The 25,406-nt window shown below is 43.1% G+C and carries 22 protein-coding genes; 9 read left to right on the forward strand and 13 right to left on the reverse strand.

Annotation, left to right across the window (positions count from 1 at the left end; genetic code table 11):
* Nucleotides 1–73 precede the first annotated feature (73 nt).
* Together KP803_RS10630 and KP803_RS10635 are read right to left on the reverse strand one after the other, a co-directional pair.
* The gene (locus tag KP803_RS10630) at nucleotides 74–1,750 is read right to left on the reverse strand and encodes an RluA family pseudouridine synthase (RefSeq protein ID WP_248009054.1); all 1,677 of its coding nucleotides are present in this window, start codon (nucleotides 1,748–1,750) and stop codon (nucleotides 74–76) included.
* Nucleotides 1,751–2,088: 338 nt separating this feature from the next.
* The gene (locus tag KP803_RS10635; RefSeq protein WP_248008818.1) at nucleotides 2,089–2,583 is read right to left on the reverse strand and encodes a hypothetical protein; all 495 of its coding nucleotides are present in this window, start codon (nucleotides 2,581–2,583) and stop codon (nucleotides 2,089–2,091) included.
* Nucleotides 2,584–2,814: 231 nt separating this feature from the next.
* Here KP803_RS10635 and KP803_RS10640 point away from each other — a divergent pair, with 231 nt between their 5' ends.
* Entirely contained in the window at nucleotides 2,815–5,175 is a 2,361-nt protein-coding gene (locus KP803_RS10640) for a Lon protease family protein (protein WP_248008819.1), read from the forward strand.
* A gap of 175 nt (nucleotides 5,176–5,350) precedes the next feature.
* Nucleotides 5,351–6,142, forward strand: coding sequence for a hypothetical protein (locus KP803_RS10645; protein WP_248008820.1), 792 nt, complete (start codon nucleotides 5,351–5,353; stop codon nucleotides 6,140–6,142).
* 38 nt (nucleotides 6,143–6,180) lie between these two features.
* Here the strand turns inward: KP803_RS10645 and KP803_RS10650 are convergent, their stop codons facing one another.
* Nucleotides 6,181–6,705, reverse strand: coding sequence for a L,D-transpeptidase family protein (locus KP803_RS10650; protein ID WP_248008821.1), 525 nt, complete (start codon nucleotides 6,703–6,705; stop codon nucleotides 6,181–6,183).
* Between the two features lie 381 nt (nucleotides 6,706–7,086).
* Between KP803_RS10650 and KP803_RS10655 the strand changes: the two genes are divergently transcribed.
* From KP803_RS10655 to KP803_RS10665, 3 genes are all read left to right on the forward strand, one after another.
* On the forward strand, nucleotides 7,087–9,213 hold the full coding sequence (locus tag KP803_RS10655; RefSeq protein WP_248008822.1) for a sensor domain-containing diguanylate cyclase: 2,127 nt from the start codon (nucleotides 7,087–7,089) through the stop codon (nucleotides 9,211–9,213).
* 191 nt (nucleotides 9,214–9,404) lie between these two features.
* Nucleotides 9,405–9,878, forward strand: a complete 474-nt coding sequence (locus KP803_RS10660) for a GNAT family N-acetyltransferase (RefSeq protein WP_248008823.1) — start codon at nucleotides 9,405–9,407, stop codon at nucleotides 9,876–9,878.
* 80 nt (nucleotides 9,879–9,958) lie between these two features.
* The gene (locus tag KP803_RS10665; RefSeq protein ID WP_248008824.1) at nucleotides 9,959–10,510 is read left to right on the forward strand and encodes a GNAT family N-acetyltransferase; all 552 of its coding nucleotides are present in this window, start codon (nucleotides 9,959–9,961) and stop codon (nucleotides 10,508–10,510) included.
* Between the two features lie 37 nt (nucleotides 10,511–10,547).
* Here the strand turns inward: KP803_RS10665 and KP803_RS10670 are convergent, their stop codons facing one another.
* The 6 genes from KP803_RS10670 to KP803_RS10695 are packed head-to-tail and all read right to left on the reverse strand — an operon-like array spanning nucleotide 10,548 to nucleotide 17,410.
* On the reverse strand, nucleotides 10,548–12,206 hold the full coding sequence (locus KP803_RS10670; RefSeq protein ID WP_248008825.1) for a BatD family protein: 1,659 nt from the start codon (nucleotides 12,204–12,206) through the stop codon (nucleotides 10,548–10,550).
* A 2-nt stretch (nucleotides 12,207–12,208) separates the two neighbouring features.
* Complete coding sequence (locus KP803_RS10675) at nucleotides 12,209–14,053, reverse strand: VWA domain-containing protein (protein ID WP_248008826.1); 1,845 nt, start codon at nucleotides 14,051–14,053, stop codon at nucleotides 12,209–12,211.
* Nucleotides 14,046–15,014, reverse strand: coding sequence for a vWA domain-containing protein (locus KP803_RS10680; RefSeq protein ID WP_248008827.1), 969 nt, complete (start codon nucleotides 15,012–15,014; stop codon nucleotides 14,046–14,048). The genes KP803_RS10675 and KP803_RS10680 overlap by 8 nt, the downstream gene beginning before the upstream one ends.
* Nucleotides 15,007–15,486 carry a DUF4381 domain-containing protein gene (locus KP803_RS10685; protein ID WP_248008828.1) on the reverse strand — a complete coding sequence of 160 codons (480 nt, stop codon included), beginning with the start codon at nucleotides 15,484–15,486 and terminating at the stop codon, nucleotides 15,007–15,009. Before KP803_RS10685 ends, KP803_RS10680 begins: the two co-directional genes overlap by 8 nt.
* Nucleotides 15,487–16,440 (reverse strand): DUF58 domain-containing protein, encoded by a 954-nt coding sequence (locus tag KP803_RS10690; RefSeq protein ID WP_248008829.1) that lies wholly within the window; start codon nucleotides 16,438–16,440, stop codon nucleotides 15,487–15,489.
* A gap of 13 nt (nucleotides 16,441–16,453) precedes the next feature.
* Nucleotides 16,454–17,410 carry an AAA family ATPase gene (locus tag KP803_RS10695; protein ID WP_248008830.1) on the reverse strand — a complete coding sequence of 319 codons (957 nt, stop codon included), beginning with the start codon at nucleotides 17,408–17,410 and terminating at the stop codon, nucleotides 16,454–16,456.
* 387 nt (nucleotides 17,411–17,797) lie between these two features.
* Between KP803_RS10695 and KP803_RS10700 the strand changes: the two genes are divergently transcribed.
* Nucleotides 17,798–17,998 carry a restriction endonuclease subunit S domain-containing protein gene (locus KP803_RS10700; protein ID WP_248008831.1) on the forward strand — a complete coding sequence of 67 codons (201 nt, stop codon included), beginning with the start codon at nucleotides 17,798–17,800 and terminating at the stop codon, nucleotides 17,996–17,998.
* Nucleotides 17,999–18,204: 206 nt separating this feature from the next.
* Nucleotides 18,205–19,101: a DMT family transporter gene (locus tag KP803_RS10705; RefSeq protein WP_248008832.1), complete on the forward strand. Its 897-nt coding sequence runs from the start codon at nucleotides 18,205–18,207 to the stop codon at nucleotides 19,099–19,101.
* A gap of 67 nt (nucleotides 19,102–19,168) precedes the next feature.
* Here the strand turns inward: KP803_RS10705 and pyrC are convergent, their stop codons facing one another.
* Nucleotides 19,169–20,197 carry a dihydroorotase gene (pyrC, locus tag KP803_RS10710; protein ID WP_248008833.1) on the reverse strand — a complete coding sequence of 343 codons (1,029 nt, stop codon included), beginning with the start codon at nucleotides 20,195–20,197 and terminating at the stop codon, nucleotides 19,169–19,171.
* Between the two features lie 257 nt (nucleotides 20,198–20,454).
* Between pyrC and KP803_RS10715 the strand changes: the two genes are divergently transcribed.
* Entirely contained in the window at nucleotides 20,455–21,615 is a 1,161-nt protein-coding gene (locus KP803_RS10715; RefSeq protein WP_248008834.1) for a YcbX family protein, read from the forward strand.
* Nucleotides 21,616–21,704: 89 nt separating this feature from the next.
* On the opposite strand, the gene KP803_RS10720 is transcribed toward KP803_RS10715, so the two are convergent.
* On the reverse strand, nucleotides 21,705–22,610 hold the full coding sequence (locus KP803_RS10720) for a DMT family transporter (protein WP_248008835.1): 906 nt from the start codon (nucleotides 22,608–22,610) through the stop codon (nucleotides 21,705–21,707).
* Between the two features lie 99 nt (nucleotides 22,611–22,709).
* Here KP803_RS10720 and KP803_RS10725 point away from each other — a divergent pair, with 99 nt between their 5' ends.
* Nucleotides 22,710–23,498: an AraC family transcriptional regulator gene (locus tag KP803_RS10725; protein ID WP_248008836.1), complete on the forward strand. Its 789-nt coding sequence runs from the start codon at nucleotides 22,710–22,712 to the stop codon at nucleotides 23,496–23,498.
* A 13-nt stretch (nucleotides 23,499–23,511) separates the two neighbouring features.
* On the opposite strand, the gene KP803_RS10730 is transcribed toward KP803_RS10725, so the two are convergent.
* Both KP803_RS10730 and KP803_RS10735 read right to left on the reverse strand, forming a co-directional pair.
* Nucleotides 23,512–24,438, reverse strand: a complete 927-nt coding sequence (locus tag KP803_RS10730; RefSeq protein WP_248008837.1) for a M14 family metallopeptidase — start codon at nucleotides 24,436–24,438, stop codon at nucleotides 23,512–23,514.
* A 126-nt stretch (nucleotides 24,439–24,564) separates the two neighbouring features.
* Nucleotides 24,565–25,200, reverse strand: a complete 636-nt coding sequence (locus KP803_RS10735) for a DsbA family oxidoreductase (protein ID WP_248008838.1) — start codon at nucleotides 25,198–25,200, stop codon at nucleotides 24,565–24,567.
* Nucleotides 25,201–25,406 lie beyond the last annotated feature (206 nt).

The raw sequence follows: 25,406 nt of genomic DNA on the forward strand, positions 1-25,406 counted from the left end.
TTTTGCGAACTTATAAGCTGATTTTTATGACAAACATGAGAAATGACACGTTATCCATCCTGTTTCGGGTTGTTCAAAAGTCAGAAGGCACTTCAAATGCCATTTCTTGTTCCGTAATCGGGTGACGCAGTTTTAAATACCCTGCGTGAAGATGAAGCCGAGAATCTTTAAAGCCATAGAGATCATCACCAACAATGGGCGTGTTCAACCCTGCTTGATGAGCGCAATGCACTCGAAGTTGGTGGGTACGCCCAGTTTTTGGGTAGAGGTGTACTTTTGTACGGTTATTTTCCACTGAAAGCACTTCAAACCGAGTCTCTGCATTTCGTCCTCTCTCGTGGCTGACCATTTGTCTTGGTCTGTCTTCCATGTCTCCAGCCAATGGTAGGTCGATGATTCCTTGTCTTCTTTCTATTGTCCCTTCAAGTAACGCGGTATATCGTTTCTCGACGCTTCGCTCGATGAATTGTTGCTGAACATGTTTGTTCGTTTCTGCCGTTAAGGTGAAGACCAACAAACCTGATGTAGACATGTCTAGGCGATGTACAACCAATGGTCCAGTGGCATGAGGGTAACGCTTTGCCATACGAGCGTGCACTGAGTCATTAATGTACTTTCCAGAAACCGATAGAAACTCAGCGGGCTTATTGACGACGACAAGGACATTGTCTTCATAAACGATGTCTAATTCTTTGTTTAATGAAGGTGTTATCTCCAGTGGGCTTTCATCTGTCTCAATGCCTTCGAGCATGTGATCCAAGATTTCATAACACTTGCTTTGGCATACAGGATATAGATTCTTATGTTGGCGAATTTGATCGTAAGGAGAGCTGCCCCACCAGAACTCACCAAGGGCGATGGGTTTTAACGACAATTGATACGCCGCTTGTAGTAACTTAGGAAGGTTTTGGTCAATGCTTCCTGCGATTGGCTCATGGTTACCGTCTTTTTGGAAAAATAGTTCGAACAGGCTTTTTGACTGACCCGATTGATTAAGTAATAGAATCGACCTCTGTTCTTCAACCTTAAGTGACAGATCAAGGCGTTGGTACTCATCTCTTTTATCTTGAATCTCTGCCTCAGATTGAGTGATTTTTCCTAATAGCTCGCTAATCGTCTGTTGCCATTTGGTTTTTAATGCTTTGAAAGTTCGCTTCTCAGAGCTACTTTGATCGCCAAGGGTTCTCACTACCGCTGCTAACCGTTCTCGATCACTCTCTAAACTGAATTGTTCTTCTGCTTTTGAGCGTTCTTCTTTTCGTCTTTTTTTTCCATCTTTCATTTCAGCTTGGAATTGAGATATCTCTAACTGAGAGGCACGTTGCTTCTCGAGTAAGTCACTCTTTAATTGATTAAGTTCAGTGGCGGTTTCTAAAGCAACCAGTGTTTGTTTGACAGTGGCAAGTTCTTGTCTAAGGAGGTTGAGGATTTTGTCTTGCTTAGATGATGGAATAATGGAGTCTACGAAAAACTGTGGCGTTTTATCGTTGCCAGCGTATGAACTAAGATAACCCAATTTTCCGTCTTTGGTTTTTACCACTAAAACGGCAAACATTTTTCCTTGGGAATCAAAGTCGTGTGACCACTCTGTTTGTGATGACAAATAGCTTTGAAGCTCGTTCATTGCTATATGAGCTAAAGCGTGGGGCTGGTAGTAATAAGGAAAAGTAAAATACTTTGGTAACGCGATATGATCTATTGAAGTGGAAAATGAAGTAAATTTTGTCTGCGTATTATTAGGTGTCGTCATCATCAATGATCAGTCGTGGGTTATCTCGTCAGTAGTTTACCTAGGGAATCGAACAGAGTACATAAAAGGATGTGCATTAATAGCGTACCTTCGAGGCTCTACAGGCCCTAAAAATCGGATGGTTTACATTGTAAATTGATCAACTTTGGATCTTAGTGGATCATTTTTCTGGCAGGGTGATGATGTGACACAAAAAAACAGGTGAAGGGCAGATAAATAAAAACGCCGCGTCCTTGCGGCGTTTGTACTCCGGCGGCCAAACCGAAAATCGGTACCACGTCTAAAGTGTAGAACAATATGTTCAGTTTTGCATATAAAGATATTCAGATAAATTGATGTTAATTAAGGACATCCCTTACTGTTTGCTTTCCTGATGCACTTTTTATTTGAGAGAAGTAATGATGAGATCGTTGTAAGGTCTCTAATTCTATCATCCATTGAGCGCTACGCTGGGAGGCACAAAACTCACTAATATGTGACACCATATCTTCGCTGTATTTATTAATAATACTGAGCGTTTTAATCACTAAAGGGCTATCTTCTATAGAGATAAACTGTAACTGGCAATAGCATTGGTTCATCACGTGAAATGCGCATTGCTGTCTCCCCATTCTCATCAGAACCTTTGATTGAGCAATACTGGTATCTCTGAGCGTCGAAACTAAAGCAACGAATTGGCACGGTTCGATATCATCTTGATATACCGACGTATTTATATGTTCGGGAATGTAATGAAGCACATTATCAAATAAGTGGTAGGCCTCAGGCCAATGTCCTTCAGCTAATAGTAACTCTGCTTTTTGGTACGTTTCCCAACAGTGTTGAATGTTCATTTTCGTCCTTAGCCATCAACGTTAATTTATTGTAAATGATATTCATTAACAATTGCAAGAAAGAAAATAACTCGATTTCAGTGTGAAAAATAGGCGAAAAAAAGCTTAATTACCTGATATTGATTGTTATTTGTTCAGTTGAGTGTGATTTGGGCGTAAGTCACTAAAAATTCAACAAAATGCATCTAAACTGAATCTTGTAGCAGAATAATAATAACCAAGGAGGTAGTGATGGCGATTCAAAGATTGAACTCTGAGCAACTCTATAACGCGGCTCAACTAGAGCAGTTGCCTTGTAAATCGACCAAAGAACTGGCTCCCATCGACGAGATCGTTGGTCAGAAACGAGCACAGAAAGCGGTAGAGTTTGCCATGTCCATCAAAGAGAAAGGCTATAACATCTACGCGATAGGGCAAAATGGGCTAGGTAAGCGCACCATGATTTTGCGCTATTTAAATCGTCATCAGCATGATGCGAATGCTATGTTTGATTGGTGTTATGTGGCGAATTTTGAAGATATTCGAACACCCAAAGTGCTCAAGCTTCCGTCTGGTGTTGCTGCGAAGCTAAAAACGGACATTGAAAAATTGATGACCAAACTGGTCAATGCCATGCCCCTTGCCTTTGATAATGAAATGTACATTTCAAGGGCTGAAAAATTAAAAAATCAGCTCGCTAATAAGCAGCAGCAAGAGCTTGATAAAATTGGCGCAAGAGCAAAAGAGAAAGGGATCAGCTTAACTCTCACGACTCAAGGTGATTATCAGTTTGTCGCGATGGATGGCGAAGAGCTTCATACTGAAGAGTCTTTTGAAGAGCTTAGTGAGGATGAGCAAGCTGACTTTGGCGACAGCATTGACGAGTTAGAGATCGAATTACGTTCAATGGTTCGAGAGCTTACTGAGTGGGAAGAAACGTACAGCGAAAAAATTAAGAAGCTTAATGATGATGTGACTCTTGATGTCATCACTCACTTTATTAAGCAGCTTAAGCTCGATTACGCGAGTTACCCAGTGATTAAAAGCTATCTCACTGAACTGCAAAAAGACATTGTAGAGAACGCAGACATTTTCTTAGATGAAGCGTTAGAGCAAGGTGAAATAGCGACAGCATCATTAGATAAAAAACTTCCAAGACGCTATAAAGTGAATGTTCTAGTGAGCCGAACCAGCGACGATTTCCCGATTGTTGTTGAAGAGAACCCGAACTACCACTCCCTGTTTGGCTATATTGAAACGGCTACCTTTAAAGGGACGGTATTTACCGATTTCTCTTTGATTCGTGCGGGAAGTTTGCATAAAGCGAATGGCGGCGTGCTGTTGATGGACGCACAGAAAGTCTTAGAGCAACCATATGTTTGGGATGGACTTAAACGTGCGTTACGTGCGAGGCAGCTAAGTCTTACATCGCTTGAAAAAGAAGTGACATTAACGGGTGCGGTTTCTCTTGATCCAGAAGCGATTCCTCTTGATGTGAAAATTATTTTGTTTGGCGATCATCGTACTTATCAACTATTGCAACATTACGACCCAGAATTTAGCGAACTGTTCAGAGTCACGGCAGATTTTGAAGATGAAATGACACGTACAGAAGATGCTGAGCTGCATTACTCTCGGTTTATCTCTAGCATCATTCATGATAACAACTTGCTTCATTGTGACCGAAAGGCGATAGCTCGTATTATTGAGCACAGTTCACGCTTAGCAGGAGACCAAAACAAGCTTTCACTGCACTCTGCAAGCATTGCTAACCTGATTCGTGAATCGAATTACGTATCGCGTCAGGCGAAGTCTAATATGATTCGAGCGAGTCATGTGGAAGAGGCATTAAGTAACCAGAAGATGCGAGTGAGCCGACTTCAAGATGGTGTCATGGAAAGCTTTGTTAACGGCACAACGCTCATCCGAACCGATGGTGTGTCGGTTGGCCAGGTAAACGCTTTGTCGGTACTGAGCACCAGCGATCATATGTTTGGTGCGCCAAATCGAATTACGGCAACCACCGCTTATGGTGATGGTGAAGTGATTGATATAGAGCGCAGTGTTGATTTAGGCGGCAGTATTCACTCCAAAGGTGTGATGATCTTAACCGCATACCTCTCATCTGTATTTGGTAAGACGGCGAAAGTTCCATTAACGACGAACATCACTTTTGAGCAATCGTATGGTGGTGTCGATGGTGATAGTGCAAGTATGGCGGAGTTCTGCGCTGTCGTATCGGCATTCTCTAAGCAGCCTAACCGACAGGATATTGCGATTACGGGCTCGATGAACCAATTTGGTGAATCTCAGCCCATTGGTGGTGTTAATGAGAAAATCGAAGGCTTCTTCGATGTTTGTAAAATTAAGGGTCGTACAAATGAACAAGGTGTCGTTATTCCACGCTCTAATATGCATAACCTAATGTTAAGGCCGGATGTCGTCAAAGCGGTTGAAAAAGGCGAATTTAATATCTGGGCTATTGAGCATGTCACTGAAGCAATCGAAATTTTTACTGGGAAAGTGGCGGGTGAAGCCAGTGAAGAGGGAAGTTACCCGATTGATACGGTGTATGGTATAGCGCAAGCTAAACTGAACGCTTTGCGTAAGTAATGACGGTAATCTAGATTCAAGACTGAAAATATCTATCCTGAGGGCTGCCACTAGGTGGCCCTTATCTTTTTTAATATGTTATGGTAAAAGCATATAAATTATCTATGTTAATTGCGCTAAAGTATTATTGGCTACTTAGTAAGAAAGAGGGAAAGGGTTTTAAGTGCGAAATATAATGAAGAGCTTGGTTTGTTTATCTGCCATTTTTGGATTGGCCACTTTTCAGGCCAACGCTAGTGCTGGCTTTGAAAGTGAAAACATCTATTTAGCCGTTTCTCTTGTTGATAACTATGAACAATCAATGCTGTACGACACAGATAACATTGAGGATATAGTTTGTTCTGATGTGGAGTTAGCAAGAGCCGAAGGGATAGAAAGTCGCTGTAGTAAGATTGCAAGGGTTATGATTGAAAATAACATCCTAAGGCTGGGTAAAAAGGTAAGGAAAGACCTGAAACGGTGTACTGAAAGGGTCAAATCTCAACAAGGAGACATTGCTTTATTTCAAAACCCCAATCATGGTATGTCTTTGTATGTTGATTTGCTGGACATAGCCGATGTCATAAATATTGATGAGCGGTTATTTTCTGATATTCGTTATTATTTAAATATTCATAAGCTAGAGTCGGGTGATCAAGCTGAGATTGATCAGATCAATACGTTGATCGATCTCCATCTTAATAATGTGTACATTGATGAAACGATGCGTATAAAAGACATCAATTCGCTCAATTGTCTCAATCTACAAGTCACAAAGTTCTCTCGCCGTGCGAGTGATATGGATACATATGAAAAGTATGTAACGAATACATGCAGAACGGTTGAACGATTACAACAGTGTCATCAGGACCTTTATCATACAACGAATAAATTAAGAAATGTGGTTGATGATGTACGTCGATATAATGACATTGAGAAAAAGAAGGAGTATCTCCATTTGCCACGAATTAAAGCTGTTGGTCAATAATAGTTGAGTAAAAGATATGGCTGTTGGAAAACTTTGATTTACCATTCGATAAAGATAGGAGTCCCTGTTCTCACTACACTCAATAACGTATCTATTTCATCATTGGTGATAGCGATACAACCATTGGTCCAGTCAAAGCTTTGAACATAGTGTTGTGCACGATTATCACCATTTTTAAATCCATGTATTTTTATGTCACCACCTGGATTCACACCTTTGTATTCAGCCCAATCAGTGTCGGCCTGGTTGGGGTAGTTGATATGTATTGAGCGATAAAAGGAAGAGTCGTCAATTACAAAATCAAGAAGATAGGTTCCTTCAGGGGTGCGTTGATCGCCTTCCCATAATTTGTGCCCTTTAGGTCTTGCCCCTAACGCAATCCGAAACTCATGCACGATGACATCATGTTTGATTAGGTACATTCGTCGTTTGGACTTATCGACTTTTATTAGGTCGATGTAAGATTCATTAGTTTGACTACGACTTTTAACCGCACTTTCTTTAACGGGTGATTCATCGACTACGTCACTTTCTGCGCTAGAGGCAGTTATAGATTCAGCCATCGCACTCACCGATATTATTGATGAAAGTAGACTAATCAACAGTGGCCAGAAAAGCGGAGTACGTTGCATTGAATATTGGACCTTTTTGCGTCTTATAAAGTGGTAGTAGTCGGGAAATTATAAACAATTATGTCAATTTTGGTTGAGGAAATCTTGGATTGATTTTGCTGCCGATATTATTCAGTTCTCAAAATAAATAGAAGTGCAAATAGTGATGATGAAAACCTTGGAAACAAGATCAAATAAATGTCGTCTGTCTCATGAATGAATAACTTGATATTGACGTTTTGCGGCTCACTTAACAATGACCTTTATGCTAGATTGATTGCATACTTATACAGCGCGATTATAGAAATATAGATTATAAAAAAGGCTTAGACTATGTTTCAGAGAGCGCAACTCAAACAAATATCATCAGCAAGAAACCACCGTTATCTGGCGCATATTCTATTCAATTATCTAGACAACATTTTACAACCAAAAGCGATGTCTATCATTAATGAGCCCGTCCATGGAGAGAAAGCGGAAGTTCTCTATTCTTACTCAGAAGGTCTGGAGTTATCGGCTTACCCAAATAGTTTCTGGGCTTGGGCGTCTCAGTTTGATACTTCAGATAGCTTCCTTCCTCTCGCCATTAATACCTGCCGCTGGGACCCTGTCACACTTATGGGAGGAGACTCCTATATATTTATGCTCGATGGCCACCCATCGACTCGTACTTATATCGTGGTAGAGGGCTCAGATGGAGCGTTATTTACACAATTGGATGAACAAAATCAGTTTGATTGCTTAGCGATTGTTTCATCGAGATGGCAGTGTTTACGCGCTGAACGTGAGGCATCCCAAGAGTTTAAACTTCGAGATATAAAAGAAGCGAAATATATAGACGAGCTTAAACAGCGCGAAAACTTCATTGAAAACATGAAGTTAGTCCAGAAAATAGCGATGAACATGTCTACGCCTGAGACTTTAGATGAGCTGTATAAATTTGCGGTTGAATCGGTAAGAAATGACCTTGGTTTTGATCGCGCCGTATTTATGCTGCTTGACATGAAAAAACGTTGTTTTAGCGGTACTTATGGAACGAATGAAAAAGGTCAAACGGTCAGTGAGCATCATACTCAGTATGATCTACATCAGCTAGAAGATGAGTACATTGAAGTGCTTTTTGATGAAGATAGAACGGTTGTTTTAGTTCAAGATGCTCCATTATATACTGCTGGTAAAGTAGTGGGGCAGGGCTGGAATGGTATGCTCGTGTTGCGTGATGGGTCGGAGACAATAGGCTGGATTGCGATCGATAATTACTTGAATCGCTTACCGATCACGACCTATCAAAAGCAAGCGCTTGAAGCGTTTGGTTCCCATTTATCGCAGATCTATATACGTAAGCGTCAAGAGCAAAATGTGAGAATGCTTCATGCCAGTATGGTTGAATTATCACGCTGTATGAAGACAAGTGAAGTCTGTAAATCAGCGGTGATGTTCGCTATTAATCGGCTTGGTATCGACAGGCTTGCTGTATTTTTAACCGATGCTAATTGTTCGTATATGCAAGGAACATGGGGTACCGATATTCAAGGTAATATTGTGGATGAGTCTTACTATCGTTCAGAAACTCAAGATCGGTCCATTGTAAATTTAGCAAGAGAGAACCCCAATGAGGTAGTGTTTGAGGAGTCGGTGCCGATTTATCACGACTTCAATATCGTCGGCTTCGGTTGGACGGCGATGACGATGCTAACCAGTAACAGTGGTGAACCCATCGCATTTATTGCCGCTGATAACCTATTAAAGCGTACGCCACTCACCTCACAACTGCGTGAAGTTGTGAAAATGTTTGCCTCTAATTTGACGGAAGTCTTGTTAAGAACTCGCGCCCAACAAGCGATACACGAGCTTAATGAAAGCCTAGAGCAGCAAGTGAAAAATCGAACTCAACAGTTAGAAGAGGCGAATGAGAAGTTGGAACTGCTCTCTAAAATGGACCCATTAACGCGTTTGGGCAACCGTAGAATGTTGGAGCATTTGTTAGAGAATAAGTGCATTTCTCAAAAAAGCGCCAATACCCAATATGGTCTCATTCTGCTTGATATTGACCATTTTGGTTTATTCAATAATCACTATGGTCATCTTGAGGGGGATATCGCTTTGATGCGAGTGGGTAATATTTTAAAGCGTCATACCCAACTGGAAGATGAAGTGTTCTGTCGGATAGGTGGAGAAGAATTTGTATTATTGGTTTCCCACAAAAGTGAGCAGGTTGTTAGAGAGCTTGCTGAGAAAATTAGGAGCGATATTGAAGCGGAAAGCATTGCTCATATCCCGAGTCCAACTCAGGATATGTTAACCGTTTCAGTTGGTTACACAGTCAAATCTTTTGAAGCTGGTAAGTTTAATTTTGATGCTCTCTACGGTGAATCAGATAAGGCACTCTATCGAGCTAAAGAGAGAGGGCGAAACTGTGTTGTGGGTACTGAGGAAAAACAGGCTGAAGTAAACACTTAACTAGAAATTCTATATTTGAGCGTAGTGATTTGAAGTATTAAAAAACGCCAGTCATCGTGACTGGCATTTTTATACCAAAAAGTGACCTAGAAATCGATTCAAGCTCTCCATGAACAGGAGAAAGGTGCTGAAAATCATAGCGGTCGCCTGTAGGATAGAAAAACAAGATTATGGTCAAAGGATAGTGATGAGTGATAATTAGAAATCAGCTAAAGCCAACGGATTTAGGCCGGATAATTTTACTTCATAGTGAGTTCTATTCTGAGCGAGATGGTTATGACCATACCTTTGAAGCTTATGTGGCTGAGCCATTAGCGCAATTCGCTTTAATAGATAGTGTGCGAGAAAACATCTGGATTGTAGAAGACGATCAAGGCATAGCAGGAGTTATCTGCATTTGTGAACTCACTCAAGATCGAGCTCAATTGCGGTGGTTTATAGTACACCAACGAGCACAGGGTCAGGGCTTAGGTCGAGAGCTGATCAGTATGGCATTGCAGTTTTGTCGGGACCAAGACTACTCCAAAGTCGTACTCTGGACAGCAAAAGGGCTAGATAAAGCAAAAGACGTGTATCTCAAAAATGGATTCGAATTGACGCAAGAACGTACTCATCCACTTTGGGGCGTAGAAGTGACAGAGCAGTGCTATGAGCTCGACCTTTAAGTTTGGTTAAGATGTTCTCAGTTGATGTTTACAACTGACGTGTGCAGCTAATGTTCATAAGTGACAGATAGGGGAGCGTAATGGAAACAGAACGATTGATTCTTAGGCAGTGGGGTGAAGAAGATTTTGCTCCTTATGCTGCACTCAATGCTGACCCAACGGTAATGAGATACTTTCCTTCCACGTTAACGAAACAAGAGAGTGATGAGCAAGCCATGCAAATTCATGGGTTGATTGCTGACCGAGGATGGGGATTTTGGGCTGTTGAGCTTAAATCGACAGGGGAGTTTATCGGGTTTGTTGGCCTTCATAGCCAAGACGAAAACAGTGGAATACCGAATGCCCCGTTTGTTGAAATCGGTTGGCGGATAGCGTCCCAACATTGGGGGAAAGGTTACGCACCTGAAGCGGCAAAAAAGGCATTAGAATTTGGCTTTGAACATCTTAATGCACCCGCAATTTATGCTTTTACAACCTTAACCAATGATCCTTCTCAAATAGTGATGCGTAAGGTTGGCTTAAGCAATGTCGATCAGAACTTCCTTCACCCTAAATTACCGCAAGGTCATGAATTACAACAACACTGCTTGTATAAAATAACAAAGGACCAGTGGTTAGCTGGTCCTTCATAATGTTTACGACCTCTTATTGGGTGTTATGCTTTGAACGTTAAAGTTTGCCCAATGGACATTGATTCGATGGCTTTCTTCGCTCAACTCGCTTCATCATTTTTAGTAACTTATTATTGCTTTCGATCGCGGAAGGCGATGGGCATTGAGCGCTATAAGCAGAGCTAAGTTTTTGTTTAAATTGATTGATGACTTGGCTCTCTTCATCGCTTAAATCGGTGTGTTCGCCTAACCATTGGGTTAAGAGGAACTGACTTTTTATCACATCTTCTGTTTTTAGTGCAGCTTTAAACCTCTCTAATGTTGAGCTATCACCTACCGTCGAATTGCTGTCATCATCTGTGTTATTGCCTCTAACGGATCGATTTCGAATAATAAAGGCCATTGAAACAAGCCAAAGCGTTGCAAATAGGGCGGTTAAATAGGGCCAGATACCGCTGTCGTACACGGTATTCACCGTTTGAGGTAAGGGTACTTGTGGTGTGATTACTTGGCTATTATTGACGCCTGTTGCCTCACTGACAGAGATTGCTAGACCATTTAATGTTGATGCCGTTTGTTTTTTATTCTTACTGTCCCACCAATTGATGCTAACTCCCGATAATTCGTGCTCACCTGTTTGCTGTGGAATAAGCACTTGCTTTAAGGTCATGACCGTATTGCCGTTTTGATCGTGAGTAAACTGAGGCTTTTCTTCATAAACTCGGAAGGTTTCAGGGTAGTCAATTGTGAGGTTAGGGTATTGATTTGGGTTTAAGCCATCAATCTTGAGAGTAATCATACGAGTCAGTGCATCACCGACTTGCATTGCGTGTGGCGTGTCTTCATTAACTAACTGCCCATCTTGATTCAGCCACTGCTGCTCTATCTGCAATTGTTTAGTAGGGAGCCAAGCACCTGAGTAGTTCTCAGGTTTTGGGTGCACAGTCAGAGTAAACTGCTCTGGAGCAGTATCGGCATTGATCATTGTCGTGGTGCCACGGCGAGTGTCGCCATGAATTACCGTACCAGTGAATGCAGGCGCGATAAGAGTAAACTCACCGCTTTGTATGGCATCAATCCTATAGCGTTGATCAACTACAGTCACTTCAATACCATCCTTAATAGTTTGATACTGATTAGGCTCGCCATCTAATTCGATCTTCATGCCATCGATTTTGGGTTGAACAATTTGAGCATTTTGTAGTCGGCGTGGATCTGCCTTAATGATGAGGCGAAAGTCCAGTCTAGCACTCTCTTTTGGATAAAGAGATGTGGTTGATAATCGAGATCTTAACTCCACCAAATCTGAAGCTTGAGGTTGGTCATTGTCCATCGACACTTCGATTTGAATCGGTTGAGTTGTCGCCCCTGCAATTGAAAAACTCGGGATAGTGAGTGTACCAAGCTTTTGCGCGGCGAGAGAGACGTTCCATTCGCTGCGATTATTTCGGTCACCATTGATGATATTGATAGAGGTGCCAAAACTTGGTCGGCTCATATAAAAATCGTTTTCTAAAATTGAGAAATCGATTTCATCTTGAGACACTTTTTCGTTGACGACAATTCTCAGCTGAAAGACTTCATTTTTAGCGACCTGATTGGTACTCACACTCGTAAGGGCGGTGGTTGCCCCGTTCGCAACGAAACTAACGGTACTAACACTGAGTAGCGTTAGGAGTGAAATAATTGATGAGTAACGAGAGAGAATAGATTGCATCTTCACCATTTCTTACCTGTATTTTGAGGAGGTTGTTTTTGCTGAGCTTGTAGCAACATTTGTGCTTGTAACAGACGACTAGGGTCGCGCGCGTTTTCTACCTGTTCTAACTTACGAATAGCGGGATCAACCGACTCCTGATTATCTTGTGCCGCAGAGGTGGCACTTTGACTACTTTCCGGTTCTTGGTCATTCATAGACTCGGCTTGTGATGTGTCATCGTTGTTTGTTTGTTGCTGCGCTTGAGTATTCTCTTCATTGGGTTGAGAATTACTGCTTTCAGGCGAGTCACTTCCGTCATTGGGCTCATTTTGACTGTTGGGTTGTTGACCTGTTGATGGGCTTTGCTCATCGCTGTTCGTCGAAGCGTCGTCTGATGAAGAGTTAGACTCTGAGTTGTCATCAGATTCTGAACGGTCATTGGATTTCTGCTGGTTATCGCCCGATTGTTTACCGTCTTGGGAGTCAGAACTGTCTTCGTTATTTTGACCGCTGCTATCTTGTTGCTGTTGCTGCTCTTGTGCACGCTTAACAATCTCAAGGTTTTCGGTAGCTTCCTTGACGAATTTTCCCTGTTGAATGAGCTGATTGTAATTATCAATCGCTTGTTCAAAGTCTCCGTTTTGGGCTTGAGCGTTAGCTAGGTTATAACGCGCACGGTCACTGTCTATTTTTTCTAGGCTTTCAATTGCTCCTTTGAAGTCACCTGCTTGGTACTGAGCAATGCCACGCCATTCATCGTTAGAAAAGAGTTCAGCGGCTTGTTGATAATCTTCGGCATTATATAAGTCGATTGCCTGTTGATCACTTGTTTTCCAAGGGTTTGCGTAGGCTAGATTTGGCTGTCCAATGGATAGACCTAATATCGCAATAGTAAAGATAACGCCTCGCCTGAACAAAAGGCTAACAGGAACAATGAGAAGCGGGATTAACCAATAGCCACTGTTCACCCGCTCTTCAAGTTGCTGCTGTTGAAGCGATGAAGTAGACGCGGCCACTTGGCTAGTGTAGTTGGCAATCAATTCAACATCGCGGCTATCTGCTTGCACAGCAGTAAATAGGCCGTCAACACTTCGAGCTAGCGTCTTCATATTCGAGAAATTTGATTGAGCAATAACGGTTGTGCCGTTGTCATCTCTTAAAAGTGAACCATCACTTAAACGAATTGGAGCACCAGACGAGGTAGCAATCGCTAGGATGCTTAATCGCCATTGCGTATTATCAAGTAGCGTTTTAATCGCGGATTTTTCAGCGTTATCTATGTCATCTGCGACAAGGATGATCTCACCTTGATCTAAGCCTGCGTTTTGCATCATCTCGATAGCAAGCGCTACCCCTGATGCCGCATCTGCGCCGGGGTAAGGCATAATATCAGGGGAGAGGTTAGGCAATAAATTAAGCAGAGTTTGGCTATCTGTCGTCATTGGACTAACGGTATAAGCGTCACCCGCATAGGCGACTAATCCGGTACTGCCTTCCTGCCATACGTTGAGTAAGTCAGTTACTTTGTAACGAGCTTGGGTTAATCGGTTTGGCTTTATGTCGTTGGCATACATGGATAAAGACATATCCATGACTACGATACGTCCGCCTGAATTTCCATAGACGGGTCTGTCAGATGAATAAAAGCTTGGGCCCGATAGAGCAATAATAGTGACCACCATACCTGCAGTAATCATGTAAATTAACGATTTTCTGCGAGGTGTGTTTTCGATACCAATCGCTTTTGCTAGGTGCGGGGCAATCAAGGAGACTTGATGCGTGTTTTTTCCAAGCCAAATGGTTAATGCCATAGCAGGAATTAACGCGATTAACCAAAGAGGGTATAAGAACGTAAAATTAGACAAAACCTCTCCTTAGAATAAGCACAACAGTAGAAAGAAGTAGCGCAGCAGCGAGCGGGATACCAAACCACTCTGTTTGAGGGCGCCATGTTTGTACTGCATCACTTATCGGTTCAAGCTCGTTAATGGTGTCGTAGATGGACGCTAAGTCATGGCTGTCTCGAGCTCTGAAGTATTTTCCACCAGTAAGGTTAGCGATATTTTGTAAGGTGACTTCATCGAGATCGTGCGCCGTGTTGACTTTACGAGTCATGAAAAACTCTTTGACGACCATTTCACCTGCGCCAACACCAACGGTATAAATTGTCGTATCAAATTTATTGGCTATCTCAGCCGCTTCCATTGGGTCAAGGACACCGGCGTTGTTTCCACCGTCGCTGAGTAAAATCATTACGCGCTGTGGAGCATCACTATCGACAAAGGTTTTGGTGGCAACGGCAATGCCATCACCAATCGCAGTTTGTGAACCAAGTAAACCAAGCACGGTTTGATTGAGCTGATCTGACACGGTTTGTCTGTCGAGAGTTAACGGTGTTTGCAAATAAGCGTGGTCGGCATACACCACTAGTCCAAGTCGGTCTCCCGATCGTTTCTCGATAAAGTCAGTGAGTACGTTTTTTACTGCTGTTAAGCGATCAATGTACTCATCGCCTTGTTTCATGTCTTTTTGGGTCATTGACCCAGATAGGTCGACCACTAACATCAAATCTCGATGTTCAGGGTTATGCGTGACAGGGTCGCCATACCAAACAGGACGAGTGAGTGCGATGACCAAACACAGCCAGATAAGTGTCGCGAGCACTCGCAACAACGTCTGCTTTGGCGCACTTTGAGCATTCACCTTCGGCAAAAAGGGCAGTTGTATAGGCGCTGCTACTTTTACAGGGGGAAGCAGACGATGAATGATCAAAGGGAGCGGTAATAGAAACAGCGCCCACCACCACACAAACTCGATATTAGCCAAGCTTACGTCCTCGTTTCGGTGGCAGTGCTTGGTCGACCCATTGGTAACAGTGATCAACTAAAAGCTGTGGCTCTTCAATGGCGTCTTTTTGGTATAGCGCTTGTTGCCACTTCTTCGAGTTGTGAAGAAAAAGTGGTGTCTCCAGTTGAGAATCTAAAAATACATACCAGTCTCGGCCTGTTAAGTGAGCGATATGTTCACGAGGGAAATAGCAAAGCGCGACTTGTCGTACGAGCTCAATGGCGTCAGAGGGTTTATCTTGCGCTTGATCCTGCTTGAGTAGTTTGAGGGCAGTTTGTTTTGGTGCAAGCCTCTTTTTATTCCACTTAATGAGCGCAACAATAAGAATAACAGTAAAGATAACGCCCAGAACAGACGCCCACCAACCCCATGCAAGGGGAAACCAAGACGGCATAGGAGGAAGTTTTAAATCGTTAAGTGCTAATAATGCTGAGCTAGATGAATCCGTCATTTAGTGGTGTCCAGAAAGTTGTTGTAGTAATGATTTATTGCTAGAGATTGAAGTAAATGAAATACCTAGCGACTGGCAGCTTTGTTTTAATCCATTAAGGTGTTGATTATATTTATTTTCAATACTTTTTCGACTTGAACGAGAAGAGAAGTCTATCCACATAGACTTCTGTTGATTCGTGACTCTCTCAAGGCCTCGAAACGCTGTTTGCCCATATTCTAAAGGATCAGAAAAATGGATCATACGCACCAGATTATGTTGCCGTAATCGTTTGAGAAGAGGACTATTTGGATCTTCCAATCGAACAAAATCACTCATTAAAATAATCTCACTCCCTTTCGGGCATAAACGATGTAGGGCTTGTAGCCCTGAGTCCATCGAGCTAGGTGATGTATCAGAAGCAGGGGGTGACTTCGCTTGGTTAGGCTGATTCAAGGTGTCATTGTGAATTTGAATTAGCTGTTGGAGCAGTGTCAATGGCCCACGGTCTCTTGAGGTTGGCTTTATATCAATGAGTTTATGACCCGTATCGATAACCGCGCCAATACGGTCATTATTGGCAATGCAAAGCCAGCTAAGTAGGCTCGCCATGTGCGCCATTTGAACCGACTTTAATTGCAGAGTTGAACCGAAAAACATGCTTGGTGAGAGATCGATATAAAGAACGACAGGCTTCTCGCACTCTTCAGTGAACAGCTTCGTATGGGCTTTTCCCGTACGGGCAGTCACGCGCCAATCGATACTGCGAATATCGTCTCCCGCTTGATATTGGCGAACTTCCGCGAAATCCATTCCTCGACCAAGCTTTTTACTTTGATGCTGCCCTGAAATTTGTGCCCACAAGCTTTTCGCTGGTGGTAGCCAGTGAATACTCTGCTGTTTGTAGTACAGCAGTTCGTCAAGCGAAAGCGTCACTCCATTGGAGTGCGGTGGTAAAGAGGAGTGGTTCTTCATGATTAACGACCGCTTACGCGCTACCAACTAAAGAGAGTAAATGATTCACCACTTGGTTTGGATGTACTCCTTCTGCTTGAGCTTGATACGAGAGCAATAAACGGTGGCGTAACACAGGGAAAGCCATGGCTTGTACATCTTCAGGAGAAACGAAATCACGCCCTGATAACCAAGCGTGCGCTCTAGCACAGCGATCCAGTGCGATAGTGGCACGAGGGCTGACACCAAGCTCAATCCATTGAGAGAGCGTTTGATCGTACTCTTCAGGCTGGCGCGTTGCCATGACAAGGCGAATAATGTACTGCTCAATGCTGTCAGCCATATGGATATTAAGCACATCTTGTCTTGCCGTGAAAATATCCTGTTGAGTCAGCGTCGGGGGAGAAACAGCGTGTTCACCTTTGGCTTCACCGCGATTGAGGCGCAATATTTCTAGCTCACTTTCTGCATTCGGGTAACTTACATCCAAGTGAAGTAGAAAGCGATCGAGCTGAGCTTCAGGTAAAGGGTAAGTACCTTCCTGCTCAATTGGGTTTTGCGTCGCCATTACCAAAAACAGCTCAGGCAGCTTGTAGGTGTTCTTACCTGCTGTTATCTGCTTTTCTGCCATGGCCTCAAGTATTGCCGCTTGAACTTTTGCTGGCGCACGGTTGATTTCATCGGCTAACAGGAGTGAGTTGAAGATAGGGCCTGGCTGAAAGCTAAACTCGCCTGTTTCTTGGCGGAATATATCAGTACCCGTTAGATCGGCAGGTAAGAGATCGGGTGTAAATTGGATTCGATGGAAATCACCTTCAATGCAATCGGCCAAAGACTTTACTGCACGGGTTTTAGCGAGCCCCGGTGGACCTTCGACTAAGATATGCCCATCAGCTAATAGCGCCACTAACAGCTGTTTTACTAGGTCAGACTGCCCAATAACTTGGCTTTCAAGGTAGGTTTGTAGTTGCTGTACGGCTTTTATCGTCATCGGTATATTTCTCCTAATTTTTCAATTAGTGAGCCAAAAGTAAAATAAGTTCCATTAACTTCGTTCTCATCAGGACTGTTTGTTGCAAAAATAGCCAACGAGATCTTGTTAACAATCAGATGATTACATTATGGGGATGATTACGATGGTTCCAAGCGTTTTGAGTTGGAAAAGTTGGCTCCATATTCCAAAATTGATGATTACTAAATAGAAAACTAAATAGAAAACTAAATAGAGTGCCAAACAGTTTGCTGATTAACTGAGCATCTTTTGCGGGCGAACGATAGCAGGCTAGAATAAACACGATGAAATGGGTAAACTCGGGGATAGAGATTTCAGTTTTTAATTTAAACCCATTTCTAATGGGTATTTTGGTAGGTAAATATAATGAGCGATTTTGAAAAAGAGCTAGAGCAAATATCTCAAGAAGTAGCGAACGAGCCTGAAGTGAAATTACCTTCACTTGAAGATCAAAAAGCAGTCGTTGCGGAGCTTAAAAAGCTAGAAGAAGAGGGCAAACTTACCCCTGAAATTCTCGAAGCTCACTTTGGTCAGTTCTACGCTAAGAGTGATGCGCCAGTTCATTAAACCTATCAGAGGGTTTAAACCGATATTATGAATAGCCCGCTTCTGCGGGTTTTTTATTTCCTATGGGTAAGGAGCCAATAGGTAAAGTGCCTATGGGGAAAAGTACGAATGGGTAAAGTGATCATGATATTGTAAGATTGAACTGATGTCTGTTTCGTTGACTCAAACAGAAATATTGAAGGACAGTGACCGCTAGGGAGTGCCTGTTGCCAATTTATCTTGTTACTTTTATTACCATGGTTGCTTTCGCAGCCAACTCGTTACTGTGCCGAGTTGCGCTGGCACATAATGCGATTGATCCAGGTTCATTTACGATTTTGCGCATAATATCGGGCATGTGTACTTTGGTGATTATTCATTTCATCGCGCGTCGCTTCTTAAGCAGCGAACAAACTCCATCAAGTTCTCTATTACCAACCAGTCGGAAGCATTTTGTATTGTTACTGTGTGGTTCGCTCACGTTATTTCTTTATGCGATAGCTTTTTCGTTCGCGTATATAGAATTGACGGCGGGAGCAGGGGCGCTGCTACTCTTTGGCGCAGTCCAGCTTACTATGATTGGTTTTCATATTTGGCAGGGCAATGCGCTAAACCGAAACGAATGGCTTGGGTTAGGGCTATCGATTTCCGGCTTTGTGTTGTTGATGCTGCCATCTGCCAGTGCGCCTGATTTTATGTCAGCGATCATGATGATATTTGCGGGGATCTCTTGGGCGGTGTTTACGCTACTTGGTAAGCGTAAGTCTGTCACTTCTCCCCGCGTTGGAATGACTCAGAGTTTTATTGGCGCTGCCGGTATTGTGCTGTTTCTTAGCCCTTGGACATTAAAAATAGACAGTATTACGTTTGATGGAGCGATGTGGGCAGTGCTATCTGGCGTGTTAGCATCGGGTATGGGGTATGTGCTTTGGTATTATGTGTTAACTAAGCTGTCAGTACTTAAAGCATCGGTCGCGCAGCTTTCCGTTCCAATTATCGCGTTGTTTTTGGGTATGCTGCTGTTGGACGAGGCGTTATCACTGACTGTGGTCATAACTAGTGTGATGATTTTAGGGGGAATATTGCTCATTTTTTTAAACAAAGAATCATCACCCGCTAAATAATAAAACACCGCCAAACCTTTTCAGGGGCGGTGCTTTGAGCGTCTTGTCTATTTTGATAGGAAGGTGATTACTTCACTTTCCACTCAATGTTTTCGCCAGCGCGAATTGGAACAACTTTGTCTTGGCCAAATGGCATGATCTCATCAACCAACCAAGACTCTTTCACTAGCGTGATGGTGTCGCTGTTACGTGGTTGGCCGTAAAAGTCTGGCCCATTGTGGCTAACAAAGCCTTCAAAGTTTTCCATCTTGCCTTCAAGGTCAAACACTTCAGCATAAAGTTCAACAGCCGCGTGCGCAGTGTATGAACCTGCACAGCCACATGCTGCTTCTTTGGTGTGCTTTGAGTGAGGTGCGGAATCAGTACCGATAAAGAACTTCTTGCTACCACTTGTCGCGGCTTCAATAAGAGCTTGCTGATGCGTGTTACGCTTTAAAATTGGTAAGCAGTAGAAGTGTGGCTTAATGCCACCAACCAACATGTGGTTGCGGTTATACAATAAGTGGTGAGCAGTAATTGTCGCAGCTACATTGTCGTTTGCATTGTTAACGAAAGACGCGGCATCAGCAGTAGTAATGTGCTCAAGAACGATTTTTAGATTTGGGAAATCGTTAACGATAGGCGCTAAAACTGTATCCAGGAACTCTTTCTCACGATCGAAAATATCAACATCGTGCGTTGTTACTTCGCCATGAATCAGCAGTAACATGCCCACTTCTTCCATCGCTTCAAATACGTGGTAGATGTTTTTCGCTGACGTCACACCTGAATCTGAGTTGGTCGTTGCACCTGCAGGGTAAAGTTTCGCAGCGACAACCGCACCAGAAGCTTTCGCTTTACGAATTTCGTCAGGTGTTGTGTTGTCAGTCAGGTAAAGAGCCATTAGTGGTTCGAACTGCTCACTTGGCTTTTCTGCCATGATGCGATCACGGTAAGCAATAGCCATTTCCGTATCAGTAACTGGTGGGACTGTGTTTGGCATGATTAAAGCGCGGCCATTGTAGCGGCTAATATCACGAACGGTATCGGTTAGTACGTCGCCATCGCGAAGGTGAACATGCCAGTCGTCTGGGCGAGTAATAGTAATAGTTGTCATTGAAAGCTCCCACCAATTAGTCGTTAGATAATTGCGTTGTTATGTGATTGGAGCCTAAACAGATTTTTGAAGGCAAACGCTTCCGTCTAGGCGACAGGATGATAGTGGAAAAGCGGATCTATTTCACGTTCTTTCTCAAGTTTCACACAATTATTGATTGATTTGACCCTAGATAGGATTGTTTGCAGCGTTGCTATTTCGTTATAATTTTGGCTCAAATCTAGATTACAAAAACAAATGATTACTTAAGGTAGCTAATGTCACTCGCTCATCTCTCGCAAATTAATGTTTATCCTGTTAAATCCGTTGGTGGAATATCACTATCGAGTTCTTGGGTAGAATTCCAAGGATTAAGTTTTGACCGTCGTTTTATGCTGGCAACGTCAGACGGTACGATGGTGACGGCGAGAAAATACCCGCAGATGGTTCAAGTGAAAGCGAGCTTATTGCCCAATGGTTTCGTTTTTACTGCTGAGGGACAGCGCCCACTTAAATTAGCCTATTCAGATTTCAAACGCCAAGAGACGCAGGCAACGGTATGGAAAGATAGCTTCGCTGCCTATACCACAACCGACAGAGCCAATGATTGGTTTAGTGAGATCGTTGGACAAAATGTTGAGCTTCTCTACTGCGGCGAACAGTCAAATCGCGTACGTGAAAAAGTAGGGCATAACGTTAGTTTTGCTGATGGTTATCCGGTTCTCTTGATAAGCGAAGCGTCATTGGAAGAGCTTAATCGACGTAGCCCTGAAGCACACTCAATGACACAGTTCCGCACAAACTTAGTGGTGAGTGGCACGGAGCCATTTGCTGAAGATTGTTGGAAAACGATACGAATTGGTGAAGTGGTTTTCGATATTGTGAAGCCCTGTGAACGATGTATTTTAACGACCGTAGATACAACGAAAGGTGCTTTTAGAGCGTCTAAAGAACCGTTAAAAACACTGATGACATTCAGAGCCGATGAGTCAGGCGGTGTGTTCTTTGGTCAGAACCTTGTCGCAAGAAATGAAGGCGTTATTACCGAAAATGATCGTATTGAAGTGCTGGAATATCAAGAAGGTCAATTTTATGCAGAACGACCACGACCAGAATTGGCGGATTCATCGGATAGCAATTCGGCCATGGTAAAAAAAGAAGGGGCAGAAAAAGAAGAGGCAAAAAGCTTAACCTTAACAGTGAATGGAAAAAGCTTTGTAGGTAATAACCGACAGACGTTACTAGAGCAAGCTGAAACTGCGGGCGTGATTATTCCAAACAAATGCCGCGTTGGTATGTGTGGGGCATGCAAAGTGTCGATAGTCGCTGGCAAGGTGAACCACGAAGATGTGCCTGTTCTTAAGCTTGCTGAGCGATTCGATAATATCGCCTTTGCTTGTTCTTGTATTCCAAAAACTAATTGTGAAGTCGCCATTTAGTTGCAGCAACCACAAGACGATATTGATAGATGATTAAAATGAGGCGAGCATTCTAGCTCGCCTCATTTTTTATATAAGTTTCTACCTGTTTATACATGAGGCTTTGGAAGTGGTGCAGCCAGAGCATTGGGTGTAGAACGTTTCTTTATCTGTGAAAGAATCACACCAGTAATCACCATCAAGCCACCGATTAAGTGATAGCTATGAACTGACTCATTAAGAAGCCACGTCGCGAGAGCGACCGAGATAACCGGCATGAGATTCATAAACATCGCACTTGATTCCGCTCCAATAGTGTCGATTGCCTTTACCCACATCCAAGGTGCCAGAACCGAAGCCAGAATAGCCGCGTAAGCGATGAGTGGAAGTGACTCTTGTGTTGGTAATAGTTGCTCACTTGTCATCCAAAGTGGTGCTAGCATCAATACCGCGAATACGCCTTGGCAATAGATCAGCGTCCAATTGCCTAGTGGCATTTTCCAACGCTTGAGTAACACACAATAGGTTGCGTAAATGATGGCCGCAAGCACCATAAGCCCGTCACCTTGGGTGATATCTTGATGGAGGAAGAATCCAATATCCCCATGCCCAAGCATAAAGGTTAATCCTGCCAATGAAATTACCCCACCAACGACACTGATCATTGATATGGATTTGCCCAGTAACGGTACACTGATAAAAACCGACAGAAGAGGCACTAATGAGATGATCAGTGACATATTGGAAGCCGTTGTCGTAAGCCCAGCGTAATAGCCTAATGATTGGTTAAGCACCATCCCAAGCAGAGATAGAAAGGCTAACTTTGAAAGGTAGGGCTTAATTATTGACCACTGTCGAATAACCGTGGGTAAACAAAAAGGTGTCATGATCAACATGGCAAAGAACCAACGATAAAAACTCATGGCACTGGGTTCAATGGCGGTCGCGGCCATTTTATTGATGATGGAATTGCCACCCCAAATCATCACTGTAAAAAGTGGAAGTAAATAAACCATGTGAACCCTATCGCATTATTGCCCGTGGAAATAAGTCTGACACGTCGGTAGAATAATAAGTATCTTTTAAAAGACATGTGACGTGATAGGAAGACAAGATTGAAAAAACCAGCACGGATACTACACCCATCATTATCAATCGCTCGCGCACCATCGGATGTATTTATGAATTTTGAAGCGTTTCTCTCTAATACAGAGACGCGAGTTCACAGCCACCCTTGGGGGCAAGTTCAGTTAATAAGTGGTGGTATTCTCGAAATGGAAGCAGAGGGCACACGTTTTTTAGCGCCGCCTCATTTAGCAATTTGGGTACCAGCCGGTGCGCAGCATTGCAGTTTTAATAGAAAACCTTTGGACTACTGCTCTCTCAATATCGCGCATGAACTCACTGCTAATTTTCCCAGTCAAACCAGTTTGATTAAAGTAACGCCCATTGTCTCTTCAATCATAGATGACTTTCGCCAACGTAAAATCAATGTCGCCCAAAGCGAGCAAGATAAACGCTTAATACAAGTTCTATTGGATCAATTGGCCACAGAAGAGACGGAACGCCACTTTCTACCTACTACTAATCACAAATACTTAGCAACCATATTGGCATCGGTTGAAGAGAACCCGACGGATACGACATCGTTAGGGCAGTGGGCTGAACGTGTCCACACGACTGAGAGAACGTTAGCACGACATTGTCAGGCGGAGTTGGGGATGAGCTTTACTGAATGGCGATTGCGAGTGAGATACTTGCACTCGATGGACTTATTAAGAAAAGGCCACTCCGTAAAAGAAGTCGCCTTAACCTTAGGCTATAACCAAGCAAGCCCTTATATTTCAATGTTTAAGAAGTATTCGGGGCAAACACCAGAGCAATACAAAAATAGATTACTCTAGCGTTTTGCGTTGTTTACGCTTTTAACTGTGCTATACCAAAATCTAACGCGCCGATAATTGCCGCAACTTGAGCGTGATTACACTCTTCGTCGTTGACTTTAGGGCTGTCAGGGTAGACTTCAGTGGTGGTGCCGTACTGGCAACCACTCAAACCACCACATAAAGACAACGCTTTTAATGGGTAGTTAATCACGCCTTCCTGAACAACGTCAGAACCAATGATCTTATTGTTGCTATCAGCAGGGGCAATGTGCGTAACTTGCTTTACTGATTCAATAACGGCACGCTGAAACTCAGGTTGTGGATTTTCAGTATCACCAACCGTGTAGAAACCATCAGGGATCATCCCTTCAATCAGTTCTTTACCGTCGCGAGCGGCTAACGCTGGGCGAAACTCTGTTTCATCACTGTCGGTGGTTTCATGTAGATCAACGTGAATAAAGATCTCCGTCTTCAAACCCTTAACCATCTCCATCAAGTTTGCAGACTCTTCAGCGGGTGTGTCTTGATAAAATGAACGGTTAGGATCAATCGCATTTGGGTTCCAACGATTAATCGTCTCATAACCCCAAGGGCTGACACATGGTGCAACAACGATGTTGAAATGCTTGCTATAGAATTGAGCTTGAGTTTCGACGAACTTAAGTGCGCCATGAACACCACTGGTTTCATAGCCATGCACACCACCAGTGACTAAGATCGTTGGCTTGCTTTCATCCCAATCACAGTTTTTGATGCAGAAAAGAGGGTAACGTTCAGGATCGTAAGAAAGTGCTCCGTATTGCTCGACATTATATTGCTTAGCGAGCGCTTGAATTTTTGGCACCACTTCAACGTTGTATTCACGTTTAATACGGGTTTGCTCTCTCCATTCTTTACGTTCTTGGTCACCCCAAGGTTTTCCCTGTACACCAATTGGGTACACAAATGAGCTTTTCATAACTTTACCGCTTTATTATTAATTTGAACTGAGCTTATGATGAGTAATACGCGAGGGCAATGATTATTCGCTAACGGTATGGATAATGTTAGTCATATTGACTGTCAATAAGGGTTATATGGCGGTTTATAGCAAACTGTCACGGATGAGATCAGTGAGTGTGTCTTCCGATTGAGCACCGATTAATATTTGCTTTTGATTAAATATAAAAGCAGGAACAGCGTTTATTCCAGCGTCTATCCACTGCTGCTCTGTTGTCGCCACGGCTTTTTCCCATGTTTCGTCTTCGATGACTTGCCGAGCAACTTCTGGGTTCAGACCAACCGATTTGGCAAGACTGCATAAGCTTTCCGTGCTGTTAATATTAACTGACCGTGTGAAATAGGCGTTAAACAGTGCCATTTTAAGGCTGTATTGCAAACCAAATTGGGCAGACCACATAAGGAGTTGATGCGTCTTTCTGGTGTTGTATATCTTCATGTCGGGCGTAAAGTTAAAGAAAAAGTTGAGCTCTTGACCTAGTTGAGTGATCGTTTGTCTCGCGCTTTCGCTCGCATCACTGGTGGAGGCATACTTTTCGAATATATGCTGATGCAAGTCCATCCCGTCTTGACTCATTGCAGGGTTAAGTTCGAAGGGGTGCCAGTGAACCTCAACGGGCTGTTTGAGTGCTAGCTGGTCGATGACACGCTCAAGACGTAAGTAGCCAATAACGCACCATGGGCATACCACGTCAGATACAATATCGACACGTAACGTCATTATACTTTCCCTCTACATCCCAATGAATCAGTATTAAGCCCATTTTTTCAGGCCTACACCTATTAAAGTATAGATGCGGCGTTGTGGTTTGCTAAATAGTGCATTAATGACATGAAGCAGGCCGGTTTTGGAGAAATCATTCGCTATAGAAAGAATGTTTTTGCTGAAATGAAGAATCATAAGCAACGCTACGCCCCCTAACTCAT

Origin of the sequence: Vibrio amylolyticus (genome assembly GCF_023145695.1) — a bacterium.
Lineage (GTDB): Bacteria > Pseudomonadota > Gammaproteobacteria > Enterobacterales > Vibrionaceae > Vibrio > Vibrio amylolyticus.

Excerpts from the sequence above, each read along its gene's own strand:
- KP803_RS10645 (WP_248008820.1), top strand. The coding sequence starts at position 5,351 with ATGAAGAGCTTGGTTTGTTTATCTGCCATTTTTGGATTGGCCACTTTT.
- KP803_RS10640 (WP_248008819.1), top strand. The coding sequence starts at position 2,815 with ATGGCGATTCAAAGATTGAACTCTGAGCAACTCTATAACGCGGCTCAA.
- KP803_RS10670 (WP_248008825.1), bottom strand. The coding sequence starts at position 12,206 with ATGCAATCTATTCTCTCTCGTTACTCATCAATTATTTCACTCCTAACG.
- KP803_RS10685 (WP_248008828.1), bottom strand. The coding sequence starts at position 15,486 with ATGACGGATTCATCTAGCTCAGCATTATTAGCACTTAACGATTTAAAA.
- pyrC (WP_248008833.1), bottom strand. The coding sequence starts at position 20,197 with ATGACAACTATTACTATTACTCGCCCAGACGACTGGCATGTTCACCTT.
- KP803_RS10690 (WP_248008829.1), bottom strand. The coding sequence starts at position 16,440 with ATGAAGAACCACTCCTCTTTACCACCGCACTCCAATGGAGTGACGCTT.
- KP803_RS10695 (WP_248008830.1), bottom strand. The coding sequence starts at position 17,410 with ATGACGATAAAAGCCGTACAGCAACTACAAACCTACCTTGAAAGCCAA.
- KP803_RS10730 (WP_248008837.1), bottom strand. The coding sequence starts at position 24,438 with ATGAAAAGCTCATTTGTGTACCCAATTGGTGTACAGGGAAAACCTTGG.
- KP803_RS10735 (WP_248008838.1), bottom strand. The coding sequence starts at position 25,200 with ATGACGTTACGTGTCGATATTGTATCTGACGTGGTATGCCCATGGTGC.
- KP803_RS10715 (WP_248008834.1), top strand. The coding sequence starts at position 20,455 with ATGTCACTCGCTCATCTCTCGCAAATTAATGTTTATCCTGTTAAATCC.
- KP803_RS10630 (WP_248009054.1), bottom strand. The coding sequence starts at position 1,750 with ATGACGACACCTAATAATACGCAGACAAAATTTACTTCATTTTCCACT.
- KP803_RS10720 (WP_248008835.1), bottom strand. The coding sequence starts at position 22,610 with ATGGTTTATTTACTTCCACTTTTTACAGTGATGATTTGGGGTGGCAAT.
- KP803_RS10635 (WP_248008818.1), bottom strand. The coding sequence starts at position 2,583 with ATGAACATTCAACACTGTTGGGAAACGTACCAAAAAGCAGAGTTACTA.
- KP803_RS10655 (WP_248008822.1), top strand. The coding sequence starts at position 7,087 with ATGTTTCAGAGAGCGCAACTCAAACAAATATCATCAGCAAGAAACCAC.
- KP803_RS10650 (WP_248008821.1), bottom strand. The coding sequence starts at position 6,705 with ATGGCTGAATCTATAACTGCCTCTAGCGCAGAAAGTGACGTAGTCGAT.
- KP803_RS10665 (WP_248008824.1), top strand. The coding sequence starts at position 9,959 with ATGGAAACAGAACGATTGATTCTTAGGCAGTGGGGTGAAGAAGATTTT.
- KP803_RS10700 (WP_248008831.1), top strand. The coding sequence starts at position 17,798 with ATGAGCGATTTTGAAAAAGAGCTAGAGCAAATATCTCAAGAAGTAGCG.